This window comes from Pedococcus sp., from assembly GCF_036000045.1.
GTDB lineage: Bacteria > Actinomycetota > Actinomycetes > Actinomycetales > Dermatophilaceae > Pedococcus.
Genome location: NZ_DASYGF010000046.1, coordinates 17099 through 44004, shown reverse-complemented (window position 1 = coordinate 44004; position 26906 = coordinate 17099). Strand labels below are relative to the sequence as shown.

Here is a 26906-nt window from a genome sequence, read left to right as displayed (position 1 = left end):
TCGTGAAACAGCCGGTCAGACGGAGAATCGAAGGAATGCGAAGCCTGGGAACACGGCGAAGAGCACGGTGACGGGCAGTACGAGGAAGACGACCGGGAGCATCATGGTGATCTCTTTGCGGCCGCCGGCCTCCATCACCGCGCGGCGCCCCGTCTCGCGAACGTCCTGAGCCTGCGAGCGCAGCACCTCGGCCAGCGGGGTACCGCGCTCGACGGCCACGACCATGCCGTCGACGAAGCGCGCCAGACTGACCAGGCCCGTGCGGTCGGCCAGTCCTCCGAGGGCGTCGGGCAGGTTCGCGCCAGCCCGCGCGTCCGCCAGACAACGACCGAGCTCGGTGGCCAGCTCGCCTTTGGCCAGCCGGCAGATCCGCTCCAGCGCGCCGACCGCCCCCTCGCCCGCGGCCACCGCCAGCGCCAGCAGCTCGGCGACCGTCGGGAACTCGGCCAGCATGCGGCGCTCGCGCATCGTGGCGTCCCGGCTCAGCCACTGGTCGCGGGCCACCACACCCGCCGCGGCGCCGCAGAGGGTGAGGATGACCGGCGGGACGAACGAGCCGGGATGGGCCAGCCACAGGATCGCGCCGACGACGACGCCCCCGACGGTCCCCACCGAGCCCCACACCACCTGCTCGGCGCGAAAGCGGTCGACATCTGGCGCCTTGCCTGCCCGCAGCAGCCGTCGGTGGACCGACGCGGCGCCACCCAACGTGCTCTCGATCCGCGCCGCCAGGCCGGTGACCAACGGCCCCACGAGCAGCGCCAAGGCATGCGTCCCACCTACCGGCCCGGTCGCGAGCAGTCGGGAGGGCCGCGGAGCATCACGCAGGTACGGCAAAAGCCGGTCGTTCAACGTCGCGCGACGGCGCCGAGGCAAGCCGGCATACGCAGTGAGCACGCCGATGGCGAACACCATGCCGATCGCCGCTCCGGGCCACGACACGGAGCGCAACGACGCCGACTCCCAGCCGCTCACCGGAGCACCCGTTCGTCCTCGGGCAGCCGCCCGAGATGGACCATGATCCGGTACGCCGCGGCCGACACCGCAGCGCCGGCAAGCAGCACCACGGTGCCGGTCCCGGTGGCATACGCCGCGATCGACTCCGGTCTGGTGCACAGCATCCCGAGCACCACCCACGGAGCTGCGACCGCCAACCGCGCAGCGTTGACGGTCCAGCCCTGACGCGTCTCGAGCTCCGCCCGGGTCCGGCCGTCCTCGCGCAGGAAGGTCGCCAACGTGCGCAACAGCCGGCCGAGGTCGCTGCCGCCGACCTCTCTGGCAATGCGGAGGGACTCGACGAGCCGGTCACCGACGGGGTCGCTGAGCCGGTCCTTGAGCCGGTCGAGGCACTCGTTGAACCTGCCCGACGCACGGTAGTCGTCTGCGAACGCCATGAAGGCCGGCCGCAGCTCCTCGGGCCCGCGCTGGCCCAGCTGGCTCAGCGCCTCGGGCAGGGCCAGGCCGGCGCGGACCCCCGACGCGATGTTGTCGACCGCGTCCGGCCACAGGTCTCGCAGGCTCGCTCGACGCCGGCGTGCGCGCATGCGGACGAGCCCGAGCGGGGCATAGCCGGCCATCAGCGCGAAGCAGGCCGCTACGGAGGGCACGTCGGTCGCGGCGAGCATGACCATTCCGACCAGGGCCGCCGCCAGCATGCTGGCGCTCAGCAAGGCGCGGGGCCCGATCGCCTCGTACCCCGCCTGAACCAGCTGGTCGCGCAGCGCGTGGCCCACCGTGAGCCGCCGCGCAGCGCCAGCCGCCGAAGGCACCCAGCAGGACCACCAGAGACAGAACAGGCCAGTACCAAGCAGGAGGCCGAGCACCACCCCGCTCATGAGCTGTAGTCCTGCGCCAAAAGGGACAGGAGGTCGAAACCCGCTCGGCGGAACCGGTCCGGATGGGGCGGGAAGCCGTCGGCCCGGGCCAGCTCCCCGTCGCGCTGGACGAAGAGGTCAGCCGTCTCGACGACATCGCCCTCGACGCGTCCGGGCACGGCCACGATCTCGCGGACGCGTCGCACGCCGTCGCGCTCGAGCGTCGCGAGCACCACCAGGTCGACCGAGGCCGCCACCGTGGGGACGACGAAACGGCTGCCGATGTTCTCTCCTGCGAGCAGGGGGAGGGTGCACATCTTGGTGATCGCCTCCCGCGCGCTGTTGGCGTGGATGGTGCACATGCCCGGTAGGCCGCTGTTCAAGGCGATCAGGAGGTCGAGGCTCTCCGCCTGCCGAACCTCGCCGACGATGATGCGTGACGGCCGCATGCGTAGGGCCTCAGTGACCAGCCTGCGCAGAGGTATCTCGCCTGTCCCCTCCAGGCTGGGCTGGCGGCACTGCATCGACGCGACGTCGCGCAGCGGGATCTTGAGCTCGAACACCTCCTCGCAGGTGACGACCCGCTCACGGGGAGGGATGGCAGCGCTGAGGCAGTTCAACAGCGTGGTCTTACCGGCCTGCGTGCCGCCCGCCACGAGGATGTTGAGACCGGCCGCCACGGCCGCGCCGAGGAAGTCGGCCGCCTGACGCGTCAGCGAGCCCACCGCCACCAGGTCGTCCAGGTGGGAGGCCTGGACGACGAACTTGCGGATGTTGACCATCCAGTGGCTGCGAGCGATGTCGGGGATGACCACGTGCAGACGCGAACCATCCGGCAGGACCGCATCGACGAACGGGCTCGAGAGGTCCACGCGCCGGCCGCTGGTCTTGAGCATGCGCTCCACCAGGTCGCGCACCTCGTCCGCAGTCAGCATGGTCATGGTCAGCTCGGCAACCCCGCCCCGGGCGACGAACACCTTGGAGGGCTCGTTGATCCAGATCTCCTCGACCTGAGGGTCGTCGAAGTAGCGCTGGAGGGGCCCGAAACCCGCCACCGTGTCGACGACGGACTTCACCGCCGCCTCCACATCAGCCAGCGCGGGCAAACCCCCATGCAGCGAGCGCTCGTCGTAGTCCGCGACGGCATCGCGCACGAGACGGTCCAGCGCCCGGGCGTCGGCAGCCGGGTCGAGACCCCCTCGACGAATCAGCTCGCGAACCTCGGCCTCGACCGTAGCAACGGCATCCATCATGAGCTCCCCCAAACCCGTGAATGCGCCTTAACTCCCCTAAACCAACGTCTCCGGGCGCATAGCAACGCTAACACCATTGGACTGGCGTTGCTTCTACCCATCCACACCGTCGCTCGACATGCTCCGGACAGATCGGGACATCTGCCGCGTAGCGGATCCGCGAGTGTGTCGTTGAGCACGTCGAGCGCACGCCCATCACCCTCTGGAGGCCCCGTGTTCCGCAGTGCTGTCTCGACCCCGCTCGTCCTGTCCGTCGCCGCGAGCGGCCTGATCGGGGCGGCACTCACCGTCCCGGCCATCGCTGCTCCGGCGCACACCACCACGCACGCCCGCACCCTCCGCAAGACGACCACGACGACGCCCAACGCGTTCGCCTCAGGGCAGCCCCAAGCCCAGAGCGTCGGCGCCGCCGGTTGCGGCACCAACACCGCGGGCGAGCCCTCCATCCACGTCTCCCGCTCGAACCTGGTCGGTCTCGGGTCCGAGGACGGAGTCGGCTCAGGCAGCGAGTTCTGGCGGAGCACCCAGGTGGGCGGCACCACGGCCGCCTCCCCCTGCGGGTTGACCTACAGCGGCCAGCCCAACGCGGTGAGCCACATCGGCGCCGCGGGCGGCGACGTCGACACCGCCTTCGCGCCAGCCCTCTCGACGGCCGGAACTCACCGCATCTACCTCGCCAGCCTCAACCTCGGCTCGGTCAACGTCGCGACCTCCAACGACGACGGCAAGACCTTCAGCCAGATCCCGGTCCAGGCCGGGCTACCGGTCGACGACCGGGAGTGGATCGCGGCATACGGAGCCGACACCAGCCTGCTCACCTTCCACGATGTGGCGACCAGCAACATCGACGTGCTGCGTTCCGACACCGGCGGCGGTCCCTACACCCAGATCGCCCAGGCGATCCCGGCCACCGACTACAAGGCCACCAACAATGAGCTCGGCAACCTGGTCATCGACCACGACAACCCGTCGACAGGCGGATTCTGGGCCTACCAGGCGTTCGTGGCGCCCTCGGCCGATCCTGGCGCGACCAGCAGCGCGCCGTACAACGAGGCGTTCCTGGCCGTGTCGCCCGACGGTGGACACACCTGGACGGACAAGCCGATCCCCTGCTCCACCGCCTTCGGGGCCAAGGGTCTGAACCACAACTTCCCCAACGTCTCCGTGGCGCCCAACGGCACCCTGTTCTACGCAGTCAGCAACGACACCTCCGTCTACGTGGCCTCGTCCACCAACCACGGCGATACGTGGAACTGCTCCGGTCCGGTCAGCACCGCCCCCCGCGCGATCTTCCCCTGGCTCGTCGCCACCAGCGCGGGCGAGGACCTCGTCTACTACGGAGAGACCGGGACAGGCGCCACCGCGACCTGGCACGTCTACTTCGCGCAGAACCTCACCCAGTCCCTGACCGGCTGGAGCACCACCCAGCTGATGCCCGTCCACACCGGAGACGTCTGCGAGGGTGGCGTCACGTGCACGGGCGGCCGCCAGCTTCTGGACGACTTCGGCGTCGACACGGACCAATCGGGCTGGGCGCACATCGCCTACTCGCACGACTCCCCTGACCTGGGCGGCTCCGGGAGCTACACCGGGTATGCCGTGCAGACCGCAGGCACGCCGGTCGGACGACCCAACTGACCGAGCGGCGCCAATGACCCTGCTGACCGGCTGACCGTGCCCGGGGCGGGTCAGGCTACGCCGCTGACGAGGAACGCCGGGGCCTCATCCACAGCTGTGGATGAGGCCCCTTCGGCCTCCCCCTGGTCCTCCTAGTGTCTCGGGATGCGACTTCGGCTGACCGTGGCCCTGCCGCCCGACTCCGCGCTGCACGAGGTGGAGGTCGAGGCCCCACAGGGAACGACCGCACGTGAGCTCGGCCGTGCTCTCGAGCTGCACTTCGCGCGCGACCACGACTTGATGCTCGCCGCTCGGGGCGTGCGGCTGGCGGGCGACGCGCCGCTCGGGTCGGCACCCTTGGTCGACGGCGCCTCGGTCGCCCTGATGCCCCGGTCCGCGGCGGGCTCGGGGCCGGCGGCAGAGACAGCGCACCGGCCACGACCCCCAGTGGTCCTGAGTGTCGCCCACGGTCCGGACGCGGGTCGCTCACACGACCTCACACCAGGCGCCCATCGGGTGGGACGCTCCTCCGAGGCGGAGGTCATCGTCGGCGACGACCGGCTTTCTCGCCTCCACCTTGAGGTCCGCTCCGATGGTGACGGCGTCACGGTGCGCGACCTCCACTCCACCAACGGCGCGCGGCTGGCCGGCGCTGCCGTCGGGACCACACCGGTCTCCTGGACCGCGGGCGCTGCCCTCACCATCGGACACACGGAGCTGGCGCTCAGGGCCGCGGTCGAGGTCCCGGCAGCCTCCCGCCCCCAGGCGGACGGCACCCGCTTGGTCAACCGTCAGCCGAGGGTCCTCCCGTCCCCCACCTCCGAAACGGTGAGCCTGCCGCAGGCTCCGGCACCAGCCTCACGTCCTCGGATCCCCTGGGTGACCACCCTGGCTCCACTGCCCCTCGCTCTCCTCATGGCGGTCTTCCTGGGCCCTGTCACTCTCGCCTTCGCCCTGATGAGCCCGATCCTGATGGTGGCCAACCTCGTCGGAGAACGCCTTTCCAGCGGTCGCCGACATGCGACCCAACAGGCCGAGTACGAGCGGAACCTCGCAGAGGCCAGAGCTCGAGTCGAGGCTCTCTGCGTGGCCGAACAGCGTTCCCGCCGCCGTGCCGCGCCCGACCCGGCCGAGATCCTGGCCATTGCGACGGGCCCGGGCGCCCGGCTCTGGGAACGCCGGCGCAACGACCCGGACGCGATGGCCGTGGCGGTCGGTACCTGTACCTCCGCAGCGGGCGTGCACGTCGTCGGACCGCCCGGCGGAGCAGCCTTCGAAACCCCCACCGTGCATGGCGTTCCATGTGTGGTCCGTGTCGATGCGGTCGGAGTGCTGTCCATCTGCGGTCCGCGAACGGCCATCATGGGGGCAGCGCGGGCTGTGTTGGGTCAGCTGCTCACCCTGCACTCACCCGTCGACCTGCGGCTGGTCGTCCTCACCGCAGGGCGGCGCGCAGAGGACTGGCAGTGGCTGAGCCGGGTGCCCCACTCGGGAGCCTCCGGCCTGGCCGCCGGCCCCGCCGCAGGTGACCTGCAGCAGGACGAGGCCCTGGTCCTGACCTTGGTGGACCAACTGGCGCGCACCGTGGAGCAGCGGGGCAACGGCGGCGAGCACGGGCCCCACATCGTGATACTCCTCGACGGTGCGGCAGCGCTGCGAACCATCCCCGGCCTGTCCACCGTCCTACAAGACGGCTCCGCCGTCGGGATCAGTGCGCTGGCGCTCGACAGCGTCGCGACGGCGCTTCCCAGCGAGACCGGAGCCCTGCTCGACCTCACGGACCCGAACGGGCCGAGCCTGCACGTGCCGGGCCACGAGCACCACCAGTTCGTCGCTGACGCGGTCGGTGCATGGTGGGCCGACCGGTTGAGCCGGGGCCTCGCACCACTGCGCGACGCCACCCCCTCGCAGGATGGCGCCCTGCCCTCGACAGTGCCCCTGCTGAGCCTGGTCCCGGGCGCTGACGACGCACAGGTGGTAGCGGCACTGTGGCAGGAGCCGCCTCGTGCCGCGGCACCCATCGGGGTGACGGCGCAGGGCCCCTGGGTTCTCGACCTCGCGGCGGACGGTCCGCATGTCCTTGTGGCAGGCACCACGGGCTCAGGCAAGTCCGAGCTGTTGCGCACTCTGGTGGTCTCGTTGGCCATGCACCACCGACCCGAGGACCTCTCGTTCGTTCTCGTGGACTACAAGGGCGGGGCAGCCTTCCGCGAGTGTGAGCGACTGCCCCACACCGCGGGCGTCGTCACCGATCTCGACGATCATCTGGCCCAACGCGCGTTGACGTCACTGAGGGCCGAGCTCAAGCGGCGTGAGCGCCTCTTCGCCTCTGTGGGCGTGACGGATTTCGCCTCGTACCAACGTCATTCGCGCTCCGGAGGGACACTCCCGCGTCTTGTGGTGATGATCGACGAGTTCCGCGCCCTGGCCGAGGAGCTACCCGCGTTCGTCGACGGCATCGTCTCGATAGCCGCCCTGGGACGCTCGCTGGGCCTGCACGTGGTTCTGGCGACGCAACGGCCGGCCGGCGTCGTGACCGCGGACATCAAGGCCAACGTCAACCTGCGGATCGCCTTGCGCGTGCGCGACGGCACCGACTCCCAGGACGTCCTCGACTCCCCCGCGGCCTCGACCCTGGACCCGGCAGTCCCGGGCCGTGGCTACGCGCGCTCGGGTGGGTCCGGGCTGGTCGGCTTCCACGCGGCTCGGCTCTCGGCGGCGGGCCAGCCGACCGGCATACGGGTCCGCGACCTGGTCTGGGGCCGGACGCAGCCGCCATGGCCCGCAGCCGAAGGCAGTGGCGATGAGGCGCCCGAGCGCATCGTCAGCGCAGTGGTCGAGGCAGCAGCGATGCTCGATGCTGCGCCGGCGCCGCCGGTCTGGCTGCCGCCTCTGCCGACGTGCGTGCCACTCGCCTCATTGCCTTCCCCGTCAGGTCCGGAGTGCTGCGTGATCGGGCTGGTCGACCGACCCGAGCTCCACGCCCAGACCCCGTTCGAGCTCGACCTCGCCATGCCCGGGCACTGGTCCTTCGTGGGCGGCGGGAGCAGCGGTCGCACGACGGCGCTGGAGACCGTCGCGCGGGCGCTCGCAAGCCGTCTGGGGGCCGACCGCCTCCATGTGTATGCCGTGTCCGGCGGCAGCCTGGTGGGGCTCACCGACCTGCCCCAGTGCGGGACCCACGTCGACGTCGTGGACCTCGGCCGGCTGGAGCGGTTGGTCGACCGGCTCGAGGCCGAGATCCGGAGCCGCCAACGCGACATGGGCTCGGAGAGAGCGCGGCTGCTGCTCCTCGTCGACGACTGGGACGTGCTCGCCAGTGGGGCCGGAGCCAGCTCACTCGACCACGCCATGCTGCTGGACCGGCTGTTGGGACTCCTTCGGCAGGGCGAGGCGCATGGGTTGACAACGGTCGTTGCCGGAGACCGTTCGCTGCTGCTCGGGCGCGTCGCCTCCGTCATCTCTCGGCGCGTGCTCCTGCGGCTCCCCGACCGTGCGGATGCGGCACTGGCCGGGCTCACCCTCACCGCCTTGACCGCGGACGCGCCGCCCGGGCGTGGGGTGCTCCGGGACGGCGCCGAGGTCCAGCTCGCCGTCGGCCCCGCCAGACCGGCCATGCGCGCGGTGCTCGGGCCGGGCGGCGGTCCCGCACGCCTCGACCCGTTGCCGACACATGTCGCGGCCCGGGACCTGCCCATACCGGACCTCGGAGCGGGACTGCCGGTTGGTCTCGGCGGCGACGCGGTGCAGCCACTGACCCTGCGTGAGGAGTCCGACGGTCGCCGCTGGCTGGTGGCCGGCGCCCGTGGCAGCGGGGTGTCCAGCGCACTGCTCCTCCTCGCGCGGGGCCTGGTGCACGCGGGACGACCCGTGACGGTCGTCGCGCCGCGTCCCGGCCCACTGGACGCGCTGCGCCACGACCGGCGGCTCGTCGGCTGGAGCGACGCACACTGCCTCACCGCTGGCGACCTGCCACGTGAGTGGCCCAGCCTCGCGGTGGTCGTCGACTGTGCGGACGAGCTCCTCGACACCCGGGCCGACGACCTGTTGCGCGATTTCAGCCGGCAGGTCGAGCGCCGGGGAGGGCTCCTGGTCGTAGGTGCGAGCGCGACCACCCTGGTGACCCAGTACCGCGGGGTGGGCACCGAGGTGGCTCGTGAGCGCACCGGCATCCTGCTCGGCCCGCGGTCGGGCCTGGAGGGGGATCTTTTCGGACTGCGGCTGCGCGCCGACCCACAGGCGCCGCCGGGCCGCGGTCACCTCGTTCGGCGTGGACGTGCCGTGACACTCCAGGTCGCACACCCAGGCACGCCCTCCGAGAGCGGGTGAGATCTAGGAACGGTCGGACCAGGGCTGACCGGTGCGAGCGCGCACGGCAGCGACCACGCCGACGAGGGCGACCAGGCCGACGGCCACGCCCACAAGGCCCCGACCTGCTTGAAGCAGGCTCCAGGCGACCGGAAGGAGGAGCACGTTCCAGACCACCGTCGGGGTGTTCGGCCAGTCGGCGCCACGCAGCCACGAGCGCGCCAGGACCGCGATCCCCACGGCCACCACGAGGATGAGGGCCGACATCGCCGCAGGGGTGGTGTCGTGGCTCCTCCCCTGCACCAGCTCCCATACGAAGTACACCGCGAAGGCCAGCAGCGTCACCGCCTCGAGGGCGCAGACAAGTGCCGCCAGGCGTCGCATCGGGTCGGCGTTCACGGCCGCCAGAGTAGTCCGCCGACCGGACGCGACGTTCACGCGCACTCCCGGGCCCCACACTCCAGACGTTGCCGTGACCTGGCGACAGTCGGCCGGCACCGCATGTGCGAATGTGACCAATCCCTCAACGTTACCGACGAGTCCACGGCGCGTAGCCCTTCAATTGGGGGGCGCGGTCTGTGAGGCTGGAACAGAAACGCGCGGCAACCCGTTGGCAGAAGTGCGCCTCCACCATAAGAATGGTCAGCGCACTGGCTCATGCTGTGTGTGGAGGTTGCACCCGTTACGATGACAGGTCGCCTCTCATCCTGAGCTGACTGAGTTCGACCGCCCGAGCAGTACAGCACGTACGCAACGAAGCGCCGTGTGCCGACGGTTCCCCATCCCGAGCCTTGGCGCATTCCTGCGAAACCCCCGCACAACAAGGAGCACGATCTTCATGGACTGGCGCGACCGCGCTGCCTGCCTCGACGAGGACCCTGAGCTGTTCTTCCCGATCGGGAACACCGGCCCAGCGATTCTCCAGATCGAGGAGGCCAAGGCTGTGTGCCGACGCTGCGAGGTCGTCGACGTCTGCCTCAAGTGGGCTATCGAGTCCGGACAGGACGCGGGCGTGTGGGGCGGTATGTCCGAGGACGAGCGCCGCGCGCTCAAGCGTCGCAACGCCCGCGCTCGCCGCGCAGGCTGACTGTCCAGGCCGGTTGACCGCGAAGGCACGCTGACCTCAAGCTGACCCCCTCGCGGTTCTCGCGAGCTGTGGCCTACGGCGCGTCCCTGCCCAGGGGTCGCAACCGCGCCACGAACCGCGCCTCGGTGCCCCGCGGGACGGCTGCCTTCCAGACGATCCGGCCCCGCAGGTCCTGCACCAGGGACTGCACGATCTGGGTGCCGAGCCCGGACCTCCCCGGTGAGAACCCATCCGGCAGACCAGCGCCGTCGTCGGTGATGGTCACGGTCAACAGCTCTTCGCCGGACTCGTCGGCGCTGCGCTCGGCATGCACGGTGATCGTGCCTCCCTCGGACTCCCCCAGCCCGTGTTCTACGGCGTTCTGGACGAGCTCGGAGAGGATCATCGCCATAGCCGTAGCGTCCTCGGCCCGCAGCAGTCCGAAGGACCCCTCGACACTCGTCCGGATCGGGTGCTCGATCTTGGCCACCTCGGTGATGGCCTGCAAGCCGCGCACGGCGATGTCGTCGAAGTTCACCGTCTCGCTGAACCCCTGGCTCAGGGTCTCGTGCACCAGGGCGATCACCCCCACCCGTCGCACCGCCTCCTCGAGCGCGACCCGACCTGCCTCGCCGGCGGGCAGCCGTCGCGCCTGCAGACGCAGCAGCGCCGCCACGGTCTGCAGGTTGTTCTTGACGCGATGGTGGATCTCGCGGATGGTCGCGTCCTTGGTGATCAGCTCCAGCTCGCGTCGCCGCAGCTCCGACACGTCGCGCAGGAGCAGCAGCGCGCCGACCCGCTGGCCGCCCTCGGTGAGGGGAATCGCGCGCATCGAGACGCTGGCGCCACGGCTGCTGACCTCGGTGCGCCAGGGCGCCCGGCCCGTGACGACCACCGCGAGGGACTCGTCGACCGGCGACTCGTCACGCAGCAAGTCTGCGACGACCTTGGCGAACAGCTCGTCCAAAACGTCACCGACATGCCCCAGCCTATGGATGGCCGACAGGGCGTTGGGGCTCGCGTACGACACGACCCCGTTGACGTCCAGCCTGATCACCCCGTCCCCCACGCGCGGCGCGCCGCGCCGCTGGCCCGTCGGCGCGGAGACGTTGGGGAACTCGCCAGCAGCGATCATCCGCGCGAGCGCGTCGGCGAGCGACTGGTAGGTCAGCTCCAGGCGGCTGGGCGTGCGCATCGCCGCGAGATTGGTATGCCGTGTCAGCACCGCCAGGGAGCGACCGTTGCGGACCACGGGGATGGCCTCCTCGCGGACCGGCATGTCGTCGCGGAAGATCGGGTCCTTCTGTCGCACGATCCGCCGGTCGAGGTAGGCCTGGTCCAACAGGGACTGCCGCCCTCGATGAGTGCGACGTCCCACCACGTCCTCGAAGAAGACCATCTGGCCGGTGGTCGGGCGAACATGGGCCACGGCGAGCCAGCCCTCCATCCCAGCGGGGACCCACAGCACCAGGTCGGCGAACGACAGGTCAGCGATCAGCTGCCAGTCACCGACGAGGAGGTGCAGCCACTCCGTCTCGGATGGCTCGAGGTCAGTGGCGACGCGAAGGACCTCCTGCAGCGTGGGCACGAAGTCAGCCTAGATGCGCAACCTCGGCGACCCGGTCCCCCACCCTGACGCGACCGGGCCTGACCACGGTCGCATAGACCCCGGCCATCAGGTCGTGGCGATGACTGATGGTTCGCAGCAGGCCCGGACGGCCGGTGAGGCCGACCTGCGCCACCCCGACCATGCGGCAGCGCTGGGTGGTCCCCGTGACCCGTACAACGGACGATCCGACCGTGAGCTCCCGGCCAACCCAGGACTCTTCGGCATAGGGGATCTCCGTGGCAAGCAGGATGTTGCCCCGTAGGTGGCGCGGGTCCACCGGACGGCCGTCACCCTCGTGACGTCCGATGTCCATCAGCGTCGCCGTCCCGACGATCGACAGTGCCGCCGCATCCTGGTGAGGGACGTCGGCCTCTCGGCGGAGAGAGACCGGCTCGCCGAAGTGGTCAGACAGAGCGTCCCCTGTCGACGGATCGTCGGCCAGGAGCTCGCGACCATCGGGCAGACGCACATGCAGGGCGGCGCCGTCGCACCGCACGGTGAGGGCGAAAACCGGGTCCATCCGGCGGAAGCGCCTCGTGTGCTTGCCGCTCGCGATCTTGCCGTGCTGGTCGTACACCGCCCATTCCCGGTCACCCACGAGTCCGCTCAGGGTGACAGCCGCCTCATCAAGCGGCTGGCCGCCCATTGACTTCACGGGAAAGCGCTGCAGCGCAACGACCTCCGGGAGGCTGGCCGCCGACCTCACGAGGTGGCCGCTCCGGAGCGGATCACCGAGCGCAGGGTGCGCAGGGCGACCGAGAGCGCGGCGATGTTCGGCTTGTCCAGCCGCTCGATGCCTGACAGCGCCGTGCGGGCCCGCGCCAGCGACTCGGCGTTGGCCTTCGCCCATTCCTCGTAGCGGTGGGCCGGCGACGCTCCTTGGGTCGACGCGTCCATGACGGAGCGCACCAGGCTCTCGAGCACGGCATACAGGTCGTCGCGCAGGGCACCGCGAGCCAAGGCGTCCCAACGGTCGTCGCGTGGCAGGTTGGTGACCCGGCTGAGCATCGCGTCGACGCCGAAACGCTCGGAGAGCAGGAAGTACAACGGGGCCACGTCGCTCGGCGGCTCACCGGTGTCGGTGGCGATGTCGACGATGTCGAGGAGCGAGAACTGGTCGAGGAGGGTCGCCGAACGCTGGGCCAGCTCGTCCGGAACACCGTGCTTCTGATAGCCAGTCACGTTGCGCTGCAAGCGCTTCAGCTCGGCGCCTTTGAGAAGCGACGGGATCTGCGGGGCGAACTCGCGGACCACCTCGCCGAACCGCGCCACCTCTCCGGCGACGTCCAGACGCGACGGTCGTGACGTGAGGAACCACCGGATCGATCGGTCGATGAGCCGCCGGAACTCCAGGTAGAGCTGGCTCTGGACGTCCGTGGACACCACCGTGTCGAGTGCCTCCACCTCGTGGACGAAGCTCGGGAGGTCGAAGATCTCACGAGCCACGACGAACGCACGCGCGATCTGCTCAGGCGTCGCCCCCGTCTCCTCCATCGCTCGGAAGGCGAAGGTGATGCCGCCGCGGTTGACCATCGAGTTGACGACCGAGTTCGTGATGATCTCGCGTCGCAGCGGGTGTCCCGCCAGGTCCTCGGCGTACTGCTCGCGCAGCGCCGAAGGGAAGTAGTCCGTGAGCGTCTGCTGGAACCAGGGGTCGTCCGGGAGCTCCGACGGGAGCAGGTCCTCCTTGAGGGCAAGCTTCGCGTAGGCGACGAGCACCGAGAACTCCGGTGACTTCAGACCGAGCCCCGCCTGCGAACGCCGCTCGATCTCGGCATCGGAGGGCAGGAACTCCAGCGAGCGGTCGAGGTCGCCCCGCTCCTCGAGCCAGTGGATGAGCCGCTGGTGCACCGGCAGCATCGGGTGCTCCTGCGCGCGCGCGTTGCCCAGTAGGACGTTCTGCTCGTAGTTGTCCCGCAGCACCTGTTGCGCGACGTCGTCGGTCATCGAGGCCAACAGGGCGTTGCGCTGCTTGAGGGTGAGGTCTCCGCCGCGAACCAGCGCGGTCAGCGGGATCTTGATGTTGACCTCGTGGTCCGAGGTGTCGACGCCGGCTGAGTTGTCGATGGCGTCGGTGTTGACGCGCACCCCGTTCAGCGAGGCCTCGATACGGCCCAGCTGCGACAGGCCGAGGTTGCCCCCCTCACCCACGACCTTGCACCGCAGCTGTATGCCGTCGACGCGGATCGCGTCGTTGGCGCGGTCGCCGACGTCCGAGCTCGTCTCGGACGTCGCCTTGACGTAGGTGCCGATGCCGCCGTTCCACAGCAGGTCGACGGGCGCCTGGAGGATGGACTTCATCAGCTCGGCCGGCGTCACTGACGTCGCGCCGGCCGACAGCCCCAGTGCCTCACGCATCTCGGGGGTGACGGTGACGGACTTCAGCGAGCGGTCGAAGACCCCGCCTCCGGGACTGATCAGCGACCGGTCGTAGTCGGCCCAGGACGACCGTGGCAGGTCGAACAGACGCTTGCGCTCCGCGAAGCTGGTCTGCGCCACGGGGCTGGGGTCGACGAAGATGTGACGGTGGTCGAAGGCGGCCACCAGTCGGATGTGCTCGGACAGCAGCATGCCGTTGCCGAAGACGTCGCCCGACATGTCACCGATGCCCACGGCGGTGAAGTCCTCGGACTGGGTGTCGACGCCCATCTCGCGGAAGTGCCGCTTCACCGACTCCCAGGCACCACGGGCGGTGATACCCATGGCCTTGTGGTCGTAGCCGGCCGAGCCACCGGAGGCGAAGGCGTCGTCGAGCCAGAAGCCGTAGGACTGGGCCACGCCGTTGGCGATGTCGGAGAAGGTCGCCGTGCCCTTGTCCGCGGCGACGACCAGATAGGGGTCGTCGACGTCGTGACGAACGACCTTGGGAGGCGGCACGATCGTCGACCCGTCGCGGTTGTCGGTGATGTCGAGCAGGCCGCAGATGAACACCTTGTAGGACGCGATGCCCTCGGCCAGCCAGGCGTCGCGGTCGACGGAGGGGTCAGGCAGCTGCTTGGCATAGAAGCCGCCCTTGGAGCCGGTGGGCACGATGACGGCGTTCTTGACCATCTGCGCCTTGACCAGCCCGAGGACCTCGGTGCGGAAGTCCTCGCGACGGTCGGACCAGCGCAGACCGCCGCGGGCGACCGGGCCGAAGCGCAGGTGGACACCCTCGACCCGCGGCGAGTAGACGAAGATCTCGAACTGCGGGCGAGGTGCCGGCAGGTCGGGCACCTGCTTGGGGTTGAGCTTGATCGAGACGTACGACTTGGGGTCGCCTGCCTCGTCGGCCTGGTAGAAGTTCGTGCGCAGGGTGGCACGGATGACCCCGAGGAACGCCCGGATGATCCGGTCGTGGTCGAGGCTCTTCACCGCGTCGAGCCCCTCGGTGACCTCGTCGCAGACCGCGTCCTCGGCGGCCTGCCGCGCGGCACCCGGCTGACCGGCATACCGAGAGGGGTCGAAGCGGGCCTCGAAGAGGGCCACCAGCCTGCCGGCCAGCGCGTGGTTGGAGGCCAGCGCGGACTCGACGTACTCCTGGGAGAACGTGGACCCGGTCTGGCGCAGGTACTTTGCGACGGTGCGCAGGATGACGACCTGACGCCAGGTCAGGCCCGCCCCGAGAACCAGGGCGTTGAACCCGTCGCTCTCGGCCCGGCCACTCCAGACCGCACCGACCGCCTCCTGGAAGAGCTCACGCAGGCGGTCTCTGCTGCCGTCGCCGGTCCAGACCTTCTCGCCCTGCACCCGCAGCCCGAAGTCGTAGACCCACAGCCGGACCCCGTCACCCCGCTCGATCTCGTAGGGGCGTTCGTCGACCACCTCGACACCCATGTGGGTGAACATCGGCAGCACCTGGGTGAGCGACAGCGGGCTGCGCCGGTAGAGCTTGAAACGCCGTTCGTTCATCGGAGCGCCCGGCTCCTGGTACATGTTCAGGCCGGTCGCGTCGTCGCTCTCGAGCGCGTCCATGTGACGGACGTCGGCGACCCCGACACGCGGGCTGAAGTCCTCCTTGTAGGCCTCGGGAAAGGCGCGCGCGTAGAGGCCGGACAGCCGCGCAGCGGCCTCCTCCCCGTGCTCGCTCCGGGCCGCCTCGCCGAGGTCCTCCTCCCAGGTGCGGGTGGCGTCGACCAGCTGCCGCTCGAGCGCGGCCTCGTCCACGTCAGGGATGGAGTCACCGGCCGGCACGCGGACGACGAAGTGCAGCATGGCGAGCACGGACTCGGACACGCGTGTCGTGAAGTCCACCGTCGCGCCCGAGAACGCTTGCCGCAGAATGGATTCCATCTTGAGCCGGACACCAGTGTTGTAACGGTCGCGAGGGATGTAGACCAGGCATGAGACGAAGCGGCCGAACCGGTCGCGACGCAGGAACAGCTTGGTCTTGCGACGCTCCTGAAGGTAGAGGACGGCCGTCGCGTTCTGGAACAGCGACTCCTCGTCCGCTTGGAACAGCTCGTCGCGCGGGTAGTTCTCGAGCACCTCGAGCAGGTCCTTGCCGGAGTGCGAGTCGGGCAGGAAGCCACTGCGCTCGAAGATGGCCGCGACCTTGTCACGCACGATCGGGATCCGGGTCACGGACTCGGTGTAGGCACTGGACGTGAAGAGCCCGAGGAAGCGCTTCTCGCCGGTCACCTGCCCCGACTCGTCGAACTGCTTGACGCTGATGTAGTCGAGGTAGGTGTTGCGGTGGACGGTGGCGCGGGTGTTCGCCTTGGTGATGATCAGCAGCTCGGTGGCACGCGCGACGGAGCGGGCCTGCTCGGACAGCTGGACGCCCTCACCGGTGGGGTCGTAGCGCAGCAGGCCCAGCCCGGTGCCGTGGCGCGCCTCCAGCCGGTCGGCGTCGGCACCGCGGTGCAGCAGGTACTCGCGGTAGCCGAGGAAGGTGAAGTGGTTGTCGGCCAGCCACTCCAGCAGTCCCTGAGCCTGCTCGACCTCTGACTGCGGTATGCCGTGCGGCGCCAGCTCGGCCAGCTCGGCAGCTACCTGAAGGCAGATTGCCTGCATCTTGGGCCAGTCCTCGACCGACTCGCGGACGTTGCCGAGGACGCGGCGCAGTCGCTCCGCGACCTCGTCGCGGGCGTGCTGGTGGCTCTCGCGGTCGATCTCCAGGTGCATCCAGGACTCACGCACCTCGCCGAACCCACCGTCGCCTGCAGCGTCCTCGAGCAGCAGCTCCTCGAGCTCGCCGGTGGCGTCGCGACGCACCCGCATGGTGGGGTGGACGACCAGATGGACCGTGCGGTCGAGGCGCAGCAGCTCGGCCGTGACGGAGTCCACCAGGAATGGCATGTCGTCGGTGACGATCTGCACCACGGTGTGGCCGCTGGCCCAGCCGTGCTCCTCGACGCTGGGGTTGAAGACGTCGACCTTGGCTGTCCCGACCGGTCGGCTCTGCGCGAGCTCTCGATGGGACAGGGCCGCTCCGAGAAGGTCCTCGGAGCCGCGAGCCATGAGGTCCTCGGTGGCGACGTGCCGGTAGTAGCTGCGCAGGAACTGCTCAGTCCCCCCACCCGGCTGGTCCGCGAGCTCCGCGGCCGATCGCAACAGTTGCTGACGGGACTGCTCCAGCGACGCAGACATGGCTGTCGACTTCATCCTCACGTGTTGTCATGCGCCCGCGGGGGCGCGGAGGGCATGTGGCGCACGACACTGTGCGCCAGTCCGAGACTAGCGCTCTCGCGCGGGGCGTCGCGCACACCCTGACGGGTCGCGGCGATGCAGCGCCTTATCGCATCCAGGCGTTGCGCCGCAACGCGTGTCGCTGCAGGTCAGACTAGGTTTTCCGGCCGGTTTGTGGTTGGTTGGTGAACACCCTCACCGGAAAAGGAGCATCACGTGATCATCCTCGGACTGATCTTGCTGATCATCGGCCTGGTGGCGAGCATCGCCATCTTGAAGACCATCGGCATCATCCTGCTCGTCATCGGCCTGATCCTCGCGCTCATCGGCATGTTGGGCAACGGCATCGGCGGCAGGAAGCACTGGTACTGACCGGTCCTGCACCGTGTTCCGGCGGCCCCCGCGGCACCCCATTGTGGGTATCGCGGGGGCCGTTCTCTTGCGCTCACTACAGTGAGCGGTATGCCGCCTGCCTCGGCCCGCTCTGCCGACCTGCGCCGTCGCGCCGAGAGCCTTGCCTCGCTCGCGGCCTGCTCCCGCACCGGAGCCGACCAGCTGCGCCTCCTCTACCCCGAGGTCGGCGACCTGCGCGTCCAGGCCGTGCTTGAGCGCGCTCTCGACGACATGCGTGATCTCCTGGCCGCCGTGGATGTCGCCGCAACGGAGCTGGCCGACGACCTCGCGGTGCTGCCCCGCCAGAACACGATCCGCGAGGACGGCGCCCGCGACCCCAGCCCGACCCCTCGGGGTCCGGTGCGCCGATGACCGAGCCCTTGCCCGGCGACCCGGCGTCCTGCTCGCACGCCGGCGGGACGATGCGTTCGCTCGCGTCCCGGCTGCGTGTCGCCGGGCGCCGCGCCCACGAGGCCGCTGCCGACTCGGCCCTCTCCGGCGAGACTGACCTGGCGAGACCGGGTGCCCCCGAGCTGCGGGTTCGGCGCCGCATGGAGGTGGTCGACCGCGCTGCCGCAGCAGCCACCCTGGAGGTCGACCGGGTCGGGCGTGCCCTGCAGGACTTCGCCACCGACCTGGCCGAGCTCCAGGGGCAGTACCAGCGCCTTGCCGGACGGGCGGCATCCGCCGGCCTGCGCGTGGTGGACGGCTCGCTGGTCCCGGCGTGGGGCGTGGCGGGTGTCGCGGACCCTCGAGCGGTCAGCACGCAAGAGGCTGTCAGGTCGTCGTTGCAGCCCGAGCTCGATGCCGTCCTACGCGGCGTAGCGCTGCGACGACAGCGGCTTCTCACGATGCTGCACGAGGGTCAGGGCCGGCTCGAGCACCACCGCGCGGTGCTACGGCGATGACGACCATCGACCTCAACGCCGACGTGGGCGAGTCGTTCGGCCGGTGGCAGCTCGGCGACGACGAGGCCATGCTGTCCGTCGTCACGAGCGCCAACGTCGCCTGCGGCTTCCACGCCGGCGACCCGTCGGTGCTGCTGTCGGTCTGCCGCCAGGCGGCGGCAGCCGGCGTCGCGGTCGGCGCGCAAGTCGGCTACCGCGACCTGGCCGGCTTCGGGCGCCGCTTCATCGATGTCGAGCCGCGCGAGCTGACCGCCGACGTCGTCTACCAGATCGGGGCCCTGGACGCGCTGGCGCGGATGGCTGGGACCCGCGTGTCCTACGTCAAGCCCCACGGCGCCCTCTACCACGCGGTGACGCGGCACGAGGCCCAGGCCGCGGCGGTGGTCGAGGCAGTGAGCGCAGTCGACTCCGGCCTGCCGCTGGTCGGTCTGCCGGGCTCCCTGGTGCTTCGCCGGGCAGCCGATGCCGGGTTGCGCACGGTCAGCGAGGCCTTCGCCGACCGCGGCTATCTGCCCGACGGCTCGCTCGTCCCACGCGCACAGGCCGGGTCGCTGCTCACCGACCCCGCTGCCGTCGCCGAGCGCATGGTCACCCTGGTGGTCGACGGATACGTCACGGCCGTCGACGGCGCCCGGGTGACCATCCAGGCCGACTCGCTCTGTGTCCACGGCGACAGCCCCGGGGCTGTCTCCATCGCCAGGGCCGTCAGCTCGGCGCTTGCCCAGGCCGGCGTGCGGCTGGCCGCCTTCACCGCTGCCGCAGACTGACGGCATGACCCTCCGCCTACTGGCCTGCGGGGAGCGCGCGTTGCTCGTGGAGTGCCTGTCGTTGGCCGCCGCCACGGACCTCCGCCTGCGGCTGACCGGTCCCTCGCGGCCAGCCGCACTCGAGGACGCCGTGCTCGGCGCTCGGAGTGTCCTTGTCGTGGCGACGGCCGCCTCCAGGCTGAACGAGCTGCGCGCGGTGGTCCAGCGGCTCGGCGGCCCCCAGCCACTGGGTGACCCGGACACCGCAGAGACCGACGATGGAGTCGAGATCACCGTGGACTATGCCGGCGCCGATCTTGACGAGGTGGCGCGGCTGACCGGCCTGACGACCGAGGAGGTCGTCAACGCCCACACCGGGACGACCTGGCGGGTGGGCTTCGCGGGATTCGCGCCCGGCTTCGCGTATCTCGTCGGCGGCGACCCTCGTCTGAGAGTCCCCCGGCGCGCCACTCCCCGGGTGCGCATCCCGGCAGGGTCAGTGGCCCTGGCCGATGGGTTCAGCGGGATCTATCCCCGCTCGAGCCCTGGTGGGTGGCAGGTGATCGGCACCACCGATACCCCGCTGTGGGACCTCACCCGCGACCCACCGGCACTGCTGACTCCGGGTCGCGAGGTCCGCTTCGCCGCGAGGCGACATGGGGAGCGAGCCCACCCGACAGGGCTATCACGTCCCAGGCCACCTCTGCCCCAGCCACCGCAGGCCGAGTCACCTAGGACCGGGCCTCCCTACGCCGAGCTCGAGGTGCTCGCCTCCCCGCGGCCCGTGCTGGTCCAGGATGCCGGGCGCCCGGGCCTCTCCCACCTGGGCGTGTCCCCCTCCGGCGCAGCCGACCACGCGGCATACCAGCTCGGGGCACGGCTGCTGGGGCAGGCAGGCGACCGGGCCGCCCTCGAGATCGTGCTGGGCGAGCTCGTGGTGCGTGCCCACGGCAGCCTCACCGCGGCTCTGACGGGGGCAGCGCTTCCGGCCGAGGTGGACGGCCGGGCGGTGGGCCATGGAGCCCCCTTCCTCGTCCGCGACGGACAGGTCCTGCGGCTCGGCCGCCCCGCGCAGGGCCTGCGTACCTATCTGTCCGTGCGCGGAGGCATCGCGGTGCCTCCGGTGCTCGGCTCGCGATCGCGCGACACCTTGGCCGCTCTGGGACCCGAGCCGGTGACACCGGGCGACCGACTGCCGGTGGGGTGGTCCGACGCGTGGCCGACGGTCGACGTCGCTCCGGTCGCACCGTTGCCCACCGGTGTGGTGGCGCTGCGTGCCACGTGGGGGCCGGACTCCGATCGGCTCGACCGACGCGAGCTGCTCTGTGCCCAGTGGACGGTGGCGCCCGACAGCGACCGCGTGGCCCTGCGGCTGGCACGGGGCGGCGGCTCGCGCCTGGGGAGCGCCTTCGCGGACACCACCGAGGTGCCCCCGGCCGGAATCGTGCGCGGCGCCATCCAGCTCCCGCCCAGCGGCCTCCCCGTCGTGTTCCTCGACGACCATCCGGTGACGGGTGGCTACCCCGTGGTCGCAGTGCTCGACGCGGCCTCGTGCGACCGTGCAGCCCAGCTCCGTCCGGGAGCGAACGTGCTGCTCACGGTGACCTGAGCGGCCGGACGAGCCAGCGGATACGCTGGCCAGGCCCCTTCGCCCCCCTGAGGAGACAGACGCATGAAGATCGCCACGACGATCGACTACGCCGCCACACCGCAGGAGGTCTTCGCGGTCCTGTCGGACGCGAAGTTCCAAGAGGCCAAGTGCGCGGCCACCGCAGCGATCCGCCACTCCGCCTCGATCAAGACCGTCGGAGACCGCACGGTCATCACGACCGAGCGCGTCCTGCCCAGCGACGACCTGCCCGACTTCGCTCGGTCGATGGTCGGTGACACCCTCAAGGTCACCGAGACCCAGGACTGGGGCCCCGCCTCCGACGACGGCAGCCGCCAGGGCACCGTCGAGATGGGCGTCACCGGCGCCCCAATCTCGCTGAAGGGCACCCTCGCGCTGCGGCCCAACGGCGACGGCACCGTCGAGACCCTCGACTCCGAGCTGAAGGCCAAGGTTCCGCTCGTCGGCGGCAAGATCGAGAAGGCTGCGGCCCATCCGATCGAGGAGGCCATCGCCATCGAGCACCAGACCGCCGTGGAGTGGCTCAAGCGCTGACCAGCCGTATGCCGCGTGGCAGCCACGCGGCATACGGCACTGCGGCTCAGCCCTCGGTGGCCATGTGCGGGTAGGCGTGCTCGGTCGGAGGGTTGAACGTCTCCTTGATCGAGCGGGCACTGGTCCAGCGCATGAGGTTCTGGGCAGCGCCGGCCTTGTCGTTGGTGCCGGACGCCCGGCCACCGCCGAACGGCTGCTGACCCACGACGGCGCCCGTCGGCTTGTCGTTGATGTAGAAGTTGCCCGCTGCGAACCGCAGCCGCGCGGTGGCGTCGGCGATGGCGACGCGGTCCTGGGCGATGATCGAGCCGGTCAGCCCATAGGGCGAGAACGACTCCATCTGGTCCAGGACACGGTCGTACTGGCGGTCGGGGTAGACGTGGACCGACAGGATCGGGCCGAAGTACTCGGTCTTGAACGACTCGTCGGCAGGGTCGTCGATCTCCAGCACCGTCGGGCGCACGAACCAACCCTCGCTGGAGTCGTAGGTGCCACCCGCGACGACGTCGACGCCGCTGCTGGCGTGGGCGCGGTCGATGGCCGCCGAGTGCTTGGCGAACGCGCGCTCGTCGATGACCGCACCCATGAAGTTGGACAGGTCAGTGACGTCACCCTGGGTCAGCCCGTTGGTGATCGAGACCAGATCGGCCTTGATCTTCTTCCACAGCGACCGGGGCACGTAGGCCCTCGATGCGGCCGAGCACTTCTGTCCCTGGTACTCGAAGGCACCGCGAATCATGGCCGTACGCAACACATCCGGGTCTGCGGACGGGTGGGCGAGGATGAAGTCCTTGCCACCGGTCTCGCCCACCAGGCGCGGGTAGCTGCGGTAGCGCGGCAGGTTCGCGCCGACCTCCTGCCACAGATGCTGGAACGTCGGCGTCGAGCCGGTGAAGTGGATGCCGGCCAGGTCCGGGTCAGCAAGGGCGACCTTGGAGACGTTCAGGCCGTCGCCGGTGACCAGGTTGATGACACCCGGCGGCAGGCCGGCTGACTCGAGCAGCGCCATGGTGAGGTGCGCCGCGAACTGCTGCGTCGGGCTCGGCTTCCAGACCACGGTGTTGCCCATCAGTGCCGGAGCGGTCGGCAGGTTGCCGGCGATCGCGGTGAAGTTGAAGGGTGTGACCGCGTAGACGAACCCCTCCAGCGGACGGTGGTCCGTGCGGTTCCAGATTCCCTTGGCGTTCAGCGGCGGCTGCTCGGCGAGGATCTGGCGCGCGAAGTGCACGTTGATCCTCCAGAAGTCGATCAGCTCGCACGCCGCGTCGATCTCCGCCTGGTAGGCGGTCTTGGACTGGCCCAGCATGGTGGCCGCGTTGAGATGCGCTCGCCACGGACCCGAGAGCAGCTCGGCCGCCTTGAGCAGGATGGCCGCGCGGTCGTCGAACGACAGCGCACGCCAGCCCGGTGCTGCGGCCTTGGCGGCGTCGACAGCCGCCTGTGCGTCGGCGACCGTCGCGTTGCGCATCGTGCCGAGGAGCTTGCGGCGCGCGTGCGGCTGACGCACCTCGATCTTCTTCCCGGCGCCCATCACGCGCTTGCCGGCGATGGTGTGAGGCAGATCGATGCTCGTACTCCCTAGCTCGACCAGTGCGACCTCGAGCGCCGCGCGCTCGGGGCTGCCCGGCGCGTAGTCCAGGACGGGCTCGTTGACGGGGACGGGTACCTGGGTGACGGCATCCATGGCTGGCGGGGCTCCTCGGGGTTGCTTCGGTAGCGGTCGCTGGACAGAGCCCACCTATGGTGTCACGTATGCCGAACGCCCTCGACGCGGCCGACCTCGCCTATCGCTGGGCGGGCCGCACCGATCCCACCGCGCCGACCCTGGTCCTCCTGCATGGGTTGGGCGACTCCGGAGACTGCTGGCCCGACGCGGTCCGTCGCTGGTCCCCGCGCTATCGCGTGGTCGGGGTGGACCTGCTGGGGCACGGCCGGTCCCCGCGGTTCACCGCAGACCAGCTGGCCTCGCCGGACCCCATGGAGGAGATGTATGCCGCGGCCCTGGACATCGTGAGGCGGGTGGCGGCCGGGCCGGTCATCCTGGTCGGGCACTCCATGGGCGGAGGCATCGCCACGGCGCTCGCCGCGCGCCATCCCGACCTCGTCCGCGCTGCAGTCCTGGAGGAGCCCGCCTGGCGCGACCCGGCGCTTCGGGTCCAGTCGCGCGAGGTGGTGGCCGAGCGCATCGCGGACTGCCGGCGCTTTGCCGAGGACCCCGACGAAGCCTTGGCCGACGGGCGACGGGAGAACCCGACCTGGCCCGACACCGAGCTGGAGCCCTGGGCCCGCGCCAAGACCGAGGTCGATGAGGCGTTCCTCGAGCTGGGGGTGGCGTCGTTCACGACACCGTGGGAGCAGCTGGTGCGCGGGATCAGGGTGCCCACGCTGGTCATCGTCGGCGCTCGGTCCACCCTGCTGGGCGCAGGCACCCGTGCCCGCGCCGACGCGTTGGCCAACCCGCAGGTGCGCATCGAGACTCTGGACGCGGGGCACTGCGTCCGTCGCGACGTGCCCGAGACCTACCATGCGCTGGTCGACCCCTGGCTGGCCGAGCACGGTGCGGTCGTCACACCAGCCTGAGGAGCTCCTCGAGCTCGGTCGCGTCGTACCAGAGCAGGTCGGCCATGCCTTCGTCGTCGGCAGACTCGTCGACGTGGAACGACACCACGAGAGACAGCGGGATCGCGGACTGGACCAGGACCGCGGCCGGGCTCTCCCCGCCCTCCTGCACCCAGGTCGGGTCGACATCGGCAGCGGCCACGACCCGCTTGCCACGCCCCGGACGAAGCACCCCGGCCGCCTCCACGGCCTCGGTCAGCGCGGCATACTCCCACGCCTCCTCGTCGCCCGTCGGGTCCGCTCGCTCGATGCGGCCGGTCACCGCAAAGGCATGCACCTGCGAGTCCCCGAGCTGGCGCTCCGAGGCAAGGCGACGCACCCCGGCGGCGTTGAGCGGTATGTAGATCCTGGTCTGGGTCATCCCACATCCTCGAAGTCGGACCGGTCCGGGAGCGGAGCCGGGTCGCGCAGCGCCTCGGCCGAGGTGCGCAGCGACGTCTGGATCACCTGAGGCCGACGCGTGACGTCCATCAGGTTGGCACCCATCGCCTCCAGGTCCTGCTCGCCCGGGCCGAGGACGGTCACGTCCGTGCCCTCGGCGTGGACGCGCCTCAGCTCGCGCAGTACCCGAAGGGTGACACGGTTGCGCCACTGTCGCTCGACCCGGGTGCGCCAGTGGCGCGGAGCGTCGCGGACGAAGCTCACCTGAGGTGCCAGGACGTAGACCTCGTCCAGGCCCTGGCCGACCATGAGGTCGAGGTTGGTGGATGACCACGCTCCTCCGTCGATGTAACGGTGGTCGCCGATGCGGATGGGCTGGTACCACCCGGGAATGGCGCACGAGGCCATGACCGCCTCGGCCAGCTCGGCCGGCGGCGTGTCGGGCCTGCCGAAGGCAGCACGCTCACCGGTGTCGAAGTCCAAGGCCACCACGGTGACGCCGTCGCGCTCGGTCCAACCCTGCGGCACCACATGACGGATGAGGGCTCCGACGGCCTCGATACTCCCACGGCCCTCCGGCAGGATGGCCGACAGGACGGCAGTAGGCGGCAGATGGCGCAGGTTGCGGGCGTTGCGGCGCAACAGCTCTCGCGACCCCAGGCCGGGGCGCGGCAGGCCAGGTCGCTCACCACCGCTGTCCTTGTCGTAGTCCCAGCTGAAGCCCGCGAGGGGGCCGGCGTCGAGGGCGCCCTCGAGCTGGTGGGTCAGCAGGTCCGCGACCGACACACCCGCGCCCAGCAGTGCAGCCAGCACCGAGCCCGCCGAGGTGCCGACGTACGCGTCGAACTCGCGCGCGTCGAGGCCCGTCTGGCTCTCCAGCGCCGTGAGCGCGCCGACCATCCACGCGGCTCCGAGCACTCCCCCACCACCGAGGACGAGGCCCCGTCGGGCCCCAGGTCCGTTGGCCGTCGTGGTCATCGCTTCGGCGAGCGCTTGCTCTCGAGCAGCTCCGCCAGCGAGTCCACGATGCTCTGGCCGAGGACGTCGAGGTCGGGCATGGAGTCCCGGTCGGCGTTGAGCCCGTAGTAGACGCCGCCGTCGTACGAGGTCAGACCGATGGACAGTGCCTGCCCCCGGGCGAGCGGGGTCACCGGATAGGTCGACAGCATCCGCGCCTCACCGGCATACAAGGTGTGCTGAGGCCCGGGCACGTTGGTGATGACGACGTTGAACAGCCGCCGCGACACCGCCGACCCGAGCCGCGCGCCCAGCGAGTGCAGCGTCGGCGGGGCGAACCCGGCGAGCCCGGCGAGCGACTCGGCACTGACGGCCTGCCCGCCCTCCATCTGCTGGCGCATCGCGAAGGCGATCTGGTGGAGGCGCATCGAGGCCCCCGGCTCACCCACCGGAAGGTCGATGAAGCAGGCGGTGAGCCGGCTGCCGAGATGGCGCGCGTCCGGGTCGTGGATGCTCACCGGGACCATGGCCCGCAGCGTGGTGCCGGAGTGGACCGTCTCGCCGCGCGTCAGCAGCCATGACCGGAAGGCGCCCGAGATCGTCGCCAGGACCACGTCGTTGATGGTGACGTCGTCGGCGTAGTTGCCACGGGTCAGGCGGCTGCGCACCTTGCGGTAGTCCTCGAGGTCGGTACCGATCATGATGTAGCGGCGTGCCTCCCCCACGGTGGCGTTGAGGGGCGAAGGCGGGGCAGGGCGGGCGGCGGTGCGCGCCACGGTCGACACGACGTCCCCGGCCGCCGTCAGCACCCGGGAGCCGATGGCCTTCACATCGATGATGCCGCCGCGGATGTTCTCGACGATCTCACTGGGGCGGCGAACGGCGTCGACCAGCGCGCCGGTCAGCAGCTCCACGTCGCTGGGCTCACGCGACGGACGCCAGGTGTCGGGCACCGTGCCCTCCGCGCCAGGGTCGCCGTCCACGATGACGTGGGCGATGTCCACGGCGTTCACCCCGTCCACCAGGGCATGGTGGGACTTGGTGACGATCGCGAAGCGGCCCTCTGCCAGGCCCTCCACGAGATAGACCTCCCACAGAGGCCGCTTGCGGTCCAGGGCCCTGGGCTGGATACGGGCGACGAACTCCTGGAGCTGCTCGTCCGAGCCCGGTCGCGGTAGTGCGGACCGACGCACGTGGTACGTCACGTCGAAGTTCTCGTCGTCCACCCACACGGGGTTCGCGACGTGACCGGGGATCTGCCTGACCCGCTGCCGGTAGCGAGGCACGAACGCGATGCGCGTTGAGATCAGCTGGACCAGACGGTCGTAGTCGAAGCCGTCGCTCGGCGGGTCGAAGACCATGACGGACCCGACGTGCATCGGGGTCGTCGTCTCTTCCAGATAGAGGAATGACGCGTCGAGGGAGTTCAGGCGGTCAGACACCCCCACATGGTGGCAGAAC

Annotated in this window: 21 protein-coding genes; 10 read left to right on the top strand and 11 right to left on the bottom strand. The window is 70.5% G+C overall.

Annotation, left to right across the window (positions count from 1 at the left end; genetic code table 11):
• Positions 1-15: 15 nt before the first annotated feature.
• The 3 genes from VGN50_RS07595 to VGN50_RS07585 are packed head-to-tail and all read right to left on the bottom strand — an operon-like array spanning position 16 to position 3064.
• Positions 16-975, bottom strand: coding sequence for a type II secretion system F family protein (locus tag VGN50_RS07595; protein WP_327444124.1), 960 nt, complete (start codon positions 973-975; stop codon positions 16-18).
• Entirely contained in the window at positions 972-1835 is an 864-nt protein-coding gene (locus tag VGN50_RS07590; protein ID WP_327444123.1) for a type II secretion system F family protein, read from the bottom strand. The genes VGN50_RS07595 and VGN50_RS07590 overlap by 4 nt, the downstream gene beginning before the upstream one ends.
• Positions 1832-3064 carry a CpaF family protein gene (locus VGN50_RS07585; RefSeq protein WP_327444122.1) on the bottom strand — a complete coding sequence of 411 codons (1233 nt, stop codon included), beginning with the start codon at positions 3062-3064 and terminating at the stop codon, positions 1832-1834. The genes VGN50_RS07590 and VGN50_RS07585 overlap by 4 nt, the downstream gene beginning before the upstream one ends.
• Positions 3065-3280: 216 nt before the next feature.
• On the opposite strand from VGN50_RS07585, the gene VGN50_RS07580 reads away from it, so the two are divergent.
• Together VGN50_RS07580 and VGN50_RS07575 are read left to right on the top strand one after the other, a co-directional pair.
• The gene (locus VGN50_RS07580; protein ID WP_327444121.1) at positions 3281-4705 is read left to right on the top strand and encodes a sialidase family protein; all 1425 of its coding nucleotides are present in this window, start codon (positions 3281-3283) and stop codon (positions 4703-4705) included.
• A gap of 144 nt (positions 4706-4849) precedes the next feature.
• Positions 4850-9013, top strand: a complete 4164-nt coding sequence (locus tag VGN50_RS07575; RefSeq protein ID WP_327444120.1) for an FtsK/SpoIIIE domain-containing protein — start codon at positions 4850-4852, stop codon at positions 9011-9013.
• A 3-nt stretch (positions 9014-9016) separates the two neighbouring features.
• Here the strand turns inward: VGN50_RS07575 and VGN50_RS07570 are convergent, their stop codons facing one another.
• Positions 9017-9391 (bottom strand): hypothetical protein, encoded by a 375-nt coding sequence (locus tag VGN50_RS07570; protein WP_327444119.1) that lies wholly within the window; start codon positions 9389-9391, stop codon positions 9017-9019.
• Between the two features lie 439 nt (positions 9392-9830).
• On the opposite strand from VGN50_RS07570, the gene VGN50_RS07565 reads away from it, so the two are divergent.
• Positions 9831-10079 carry a WhiB family transcriptional regulator gene (locus VGN50_RS07565; protein WP_327444117.1) on the top strand — a complete coding sequence of 83 codons (249 nt, stop codon included), beginning with the start codon at positions 9831-9833 and terminating at the stop codon, positions 10077-10079.
• Positions 10080-10152: 73 nt separating this feature from the next.
• On the opposite strand, the gene VGN50_RS07560 is transcribed toward VGN50_RS07565, so the two are convergent.
• The 3 genes from VGN50_RS07560 to VGN50_RS07550 are packed head-to-tail and all read right to left on the bottom strand — an operon-like array spanning position 10153 to position 17238.
• Positions 10153-11646 carry a sensor histidine kinase gene (locus VGN50_RS07560; protein ID WP_327444115.1) on the bottom strand — a complete coding sequence of 498 codons (1494 nt, stop codon included), beginning with the start codon at positions 11644-11646 and terminating at the stop codon, positions 10153-10155.
• A gap of 4 nt (positions 11647-11650) precedes the next feature.
• A complete protein-coding gene (locus VGN50_RS07555) occupies positions 11651-12373 on the bottom strand; it encodes an MOSC domain-containing protein (RefSeq protein ID WP_327444114.1) in 723 nt (240 codons plus the stop codon).
• Positions 12370-17238, bottom strand: a complete 4869-nt coding sequence (locus VGN50_RS07550) for an NAD-glutamate dehydrogenase (RefSeq protein ID WP_327444112.1) — start codon at positions 17236-17238, stop codon at positions 12370-12372. The genes VGN50_RS07555 and VGN50_RS07550 overlap by 4 nt, the downstream gene beginning before the upstream one ends.
• Before the next feature lie 255 nt (positions 17239-17493).
• On the opposite strand from VGN50_RS07550, the gene VGN50_RS07545 reads away from it, so the two are divergent.
• The 6 genes from VGN50_RS07545 (at position 17494) to VGN50_RS07520 (ending at position 21488) form a co-directional block, all read left to right on the top strand.
• Positions 17494-17649, top strand: coding sequence for a DUF6131 family protein (locus VGN50_RS07545; RefSeq protein WP_327444111.1), 156 nt, complete (start codon positions 17494-17496; stop codon positions 17647-17649).
• Between the two features lie 90 nt (positions 17650-17739).
• Entirely contained in the window at positions 17740-18042 is a 303-nt protein-coding gene (locus tag VGN50_RS07540) for a hypothetical protein (protein WP_327444110.1), read from the top strand.
• Positions 18039-18578, top strand: a complete 540-nt coding sequence (locus VGN50_RS07535) for a hypothetical protein (protein WP_327444109.1) — start codon at positions 18039-18041, stop codon at positions 18576-18578. Before VGN50_RS07540 ends, VGN50_RS07535 begins: the two co-directional genes overlap by 4 nt.
• The gene (locus VGN50_RS07530) at positions 18575-19345 is read left to right on the top strand and encodes a 5-oxoprolinase subunit PxpA (protein ID WP_327444108.1); all 771 of its coding nucleotides are present in this window, start codon (positions 18575-18577) and stop codon (positions 19343-19345) included. The genes VGN50_RS07535 and VGN50_RS07530 overlap by 4 nt, the downstream gene beginning before the upstream one ends.
• Positions 19346-19349: 4 nt before the next feature.
• Positions 19350-20933 carry an urea amidolyase family protein gene (locus tag VGN50_RS07525; RefSeq protein ID WP_327444107.1) on the top strand — a complete coding sequence of 528 codons (1584 nt, stop codon included), beginning with the start codon at positions 19350-19352 and terminating at the stop codon, positions 20931-20933.
• 63 nt (positions 20934-20996) lie between these two features.
• A complete protein-coding gene (locus tag VGN50_RS07520) occupies positions 20997-21488 on the top strand; it encodes a DUF2505 domain-containing protein (protein WP_327444106.1) in 492 nt (163 codons plus the stop codon).
• Between the two features lie 46 nt (positions 21489-21534).
• Here VGN50_RS07520 and pruA read toward each other — a convergent pair whose 3' ends face one another.
• Positions 21535-23172 (bottom strand): L-glutamate gamma-semialdehyde dehydrogenase, encoded by a 1638-nt coding sequence (pruA, locus tag VGN50_RS07515; protein WP_327444105.1) that lies wholly within the window; start codon positions 23170-23172, stop codon positions 21535-21537.
• A 68-nt stretch (positions 23173-23240) separates the two neighbouring features.
• On the opposite strand from pruA, the gene VGN50_RS07510 reads away from it, so the two are divergent.
• Complete coding sequence (locus tag VGN50_RS07510) at positions 23241-24068, top strand: alpha/beta fold hydrolase (RefSeq protein ID WP_327444104.1); 828 nt, start codon at positions 23241-23243, stop codon at positions 24066-24068.
• Here the strand turns inward: VGN50_RS07510 and VGN50_RS07505 are convergent.
• Genes VGN50_RS07505 through VGN50_RS07495 form a run of 3 tightly spaced genes read right to left on the bottom strand, consistent with a single transcriptional unit; the run spans position 24055 to position 26887 of the window.
• Entirely contained in the window at positions 24055-24468 is a 414-nt protein-coding gene (locus VGN50_RS07505; RefSeq protein ID WP_327444103.1) for a DUF6912 family protein, read from the bottom strand. The genes VGN50_RS07510 and VGN50_RS07505 overlap by 14 nt on opposite strands.
• The gene (locus tag VGN50_RS07500) at positions 24465-25466 is read right to left on the bottom strand and encodes a patatin-like phospholipase family protein (protein WP_327444102.1); all 1002 of its coding nucleotides are present in this window, start codon (positions 25464-25466) and stop codon (positions 24465-24467) included. The genes VGN50_RS07505 and VGN50_RS07500 overlap by 4 nt, the downstream gene beginning before the upstream one ends.
• The gene (locus VGN50_RS07495) at positions 25463-26887 is read right to left on the bottom strand and encodes a wax ester/triacylglycerol synthase family O-acyltransferase (RefSeq protein WP_327444101.1); all 1425 of its coding nucleotides are present in this window, start codon (positions 26885-26887) and stop codon (positions 25463-25465) included. Before VGN50_RS07495 ends, VGN50_RS07500 begins: the two co-directional genes overlap by 4 nt.
• Positions 26888-26906 lie beyond the last annotated feature (19 nt).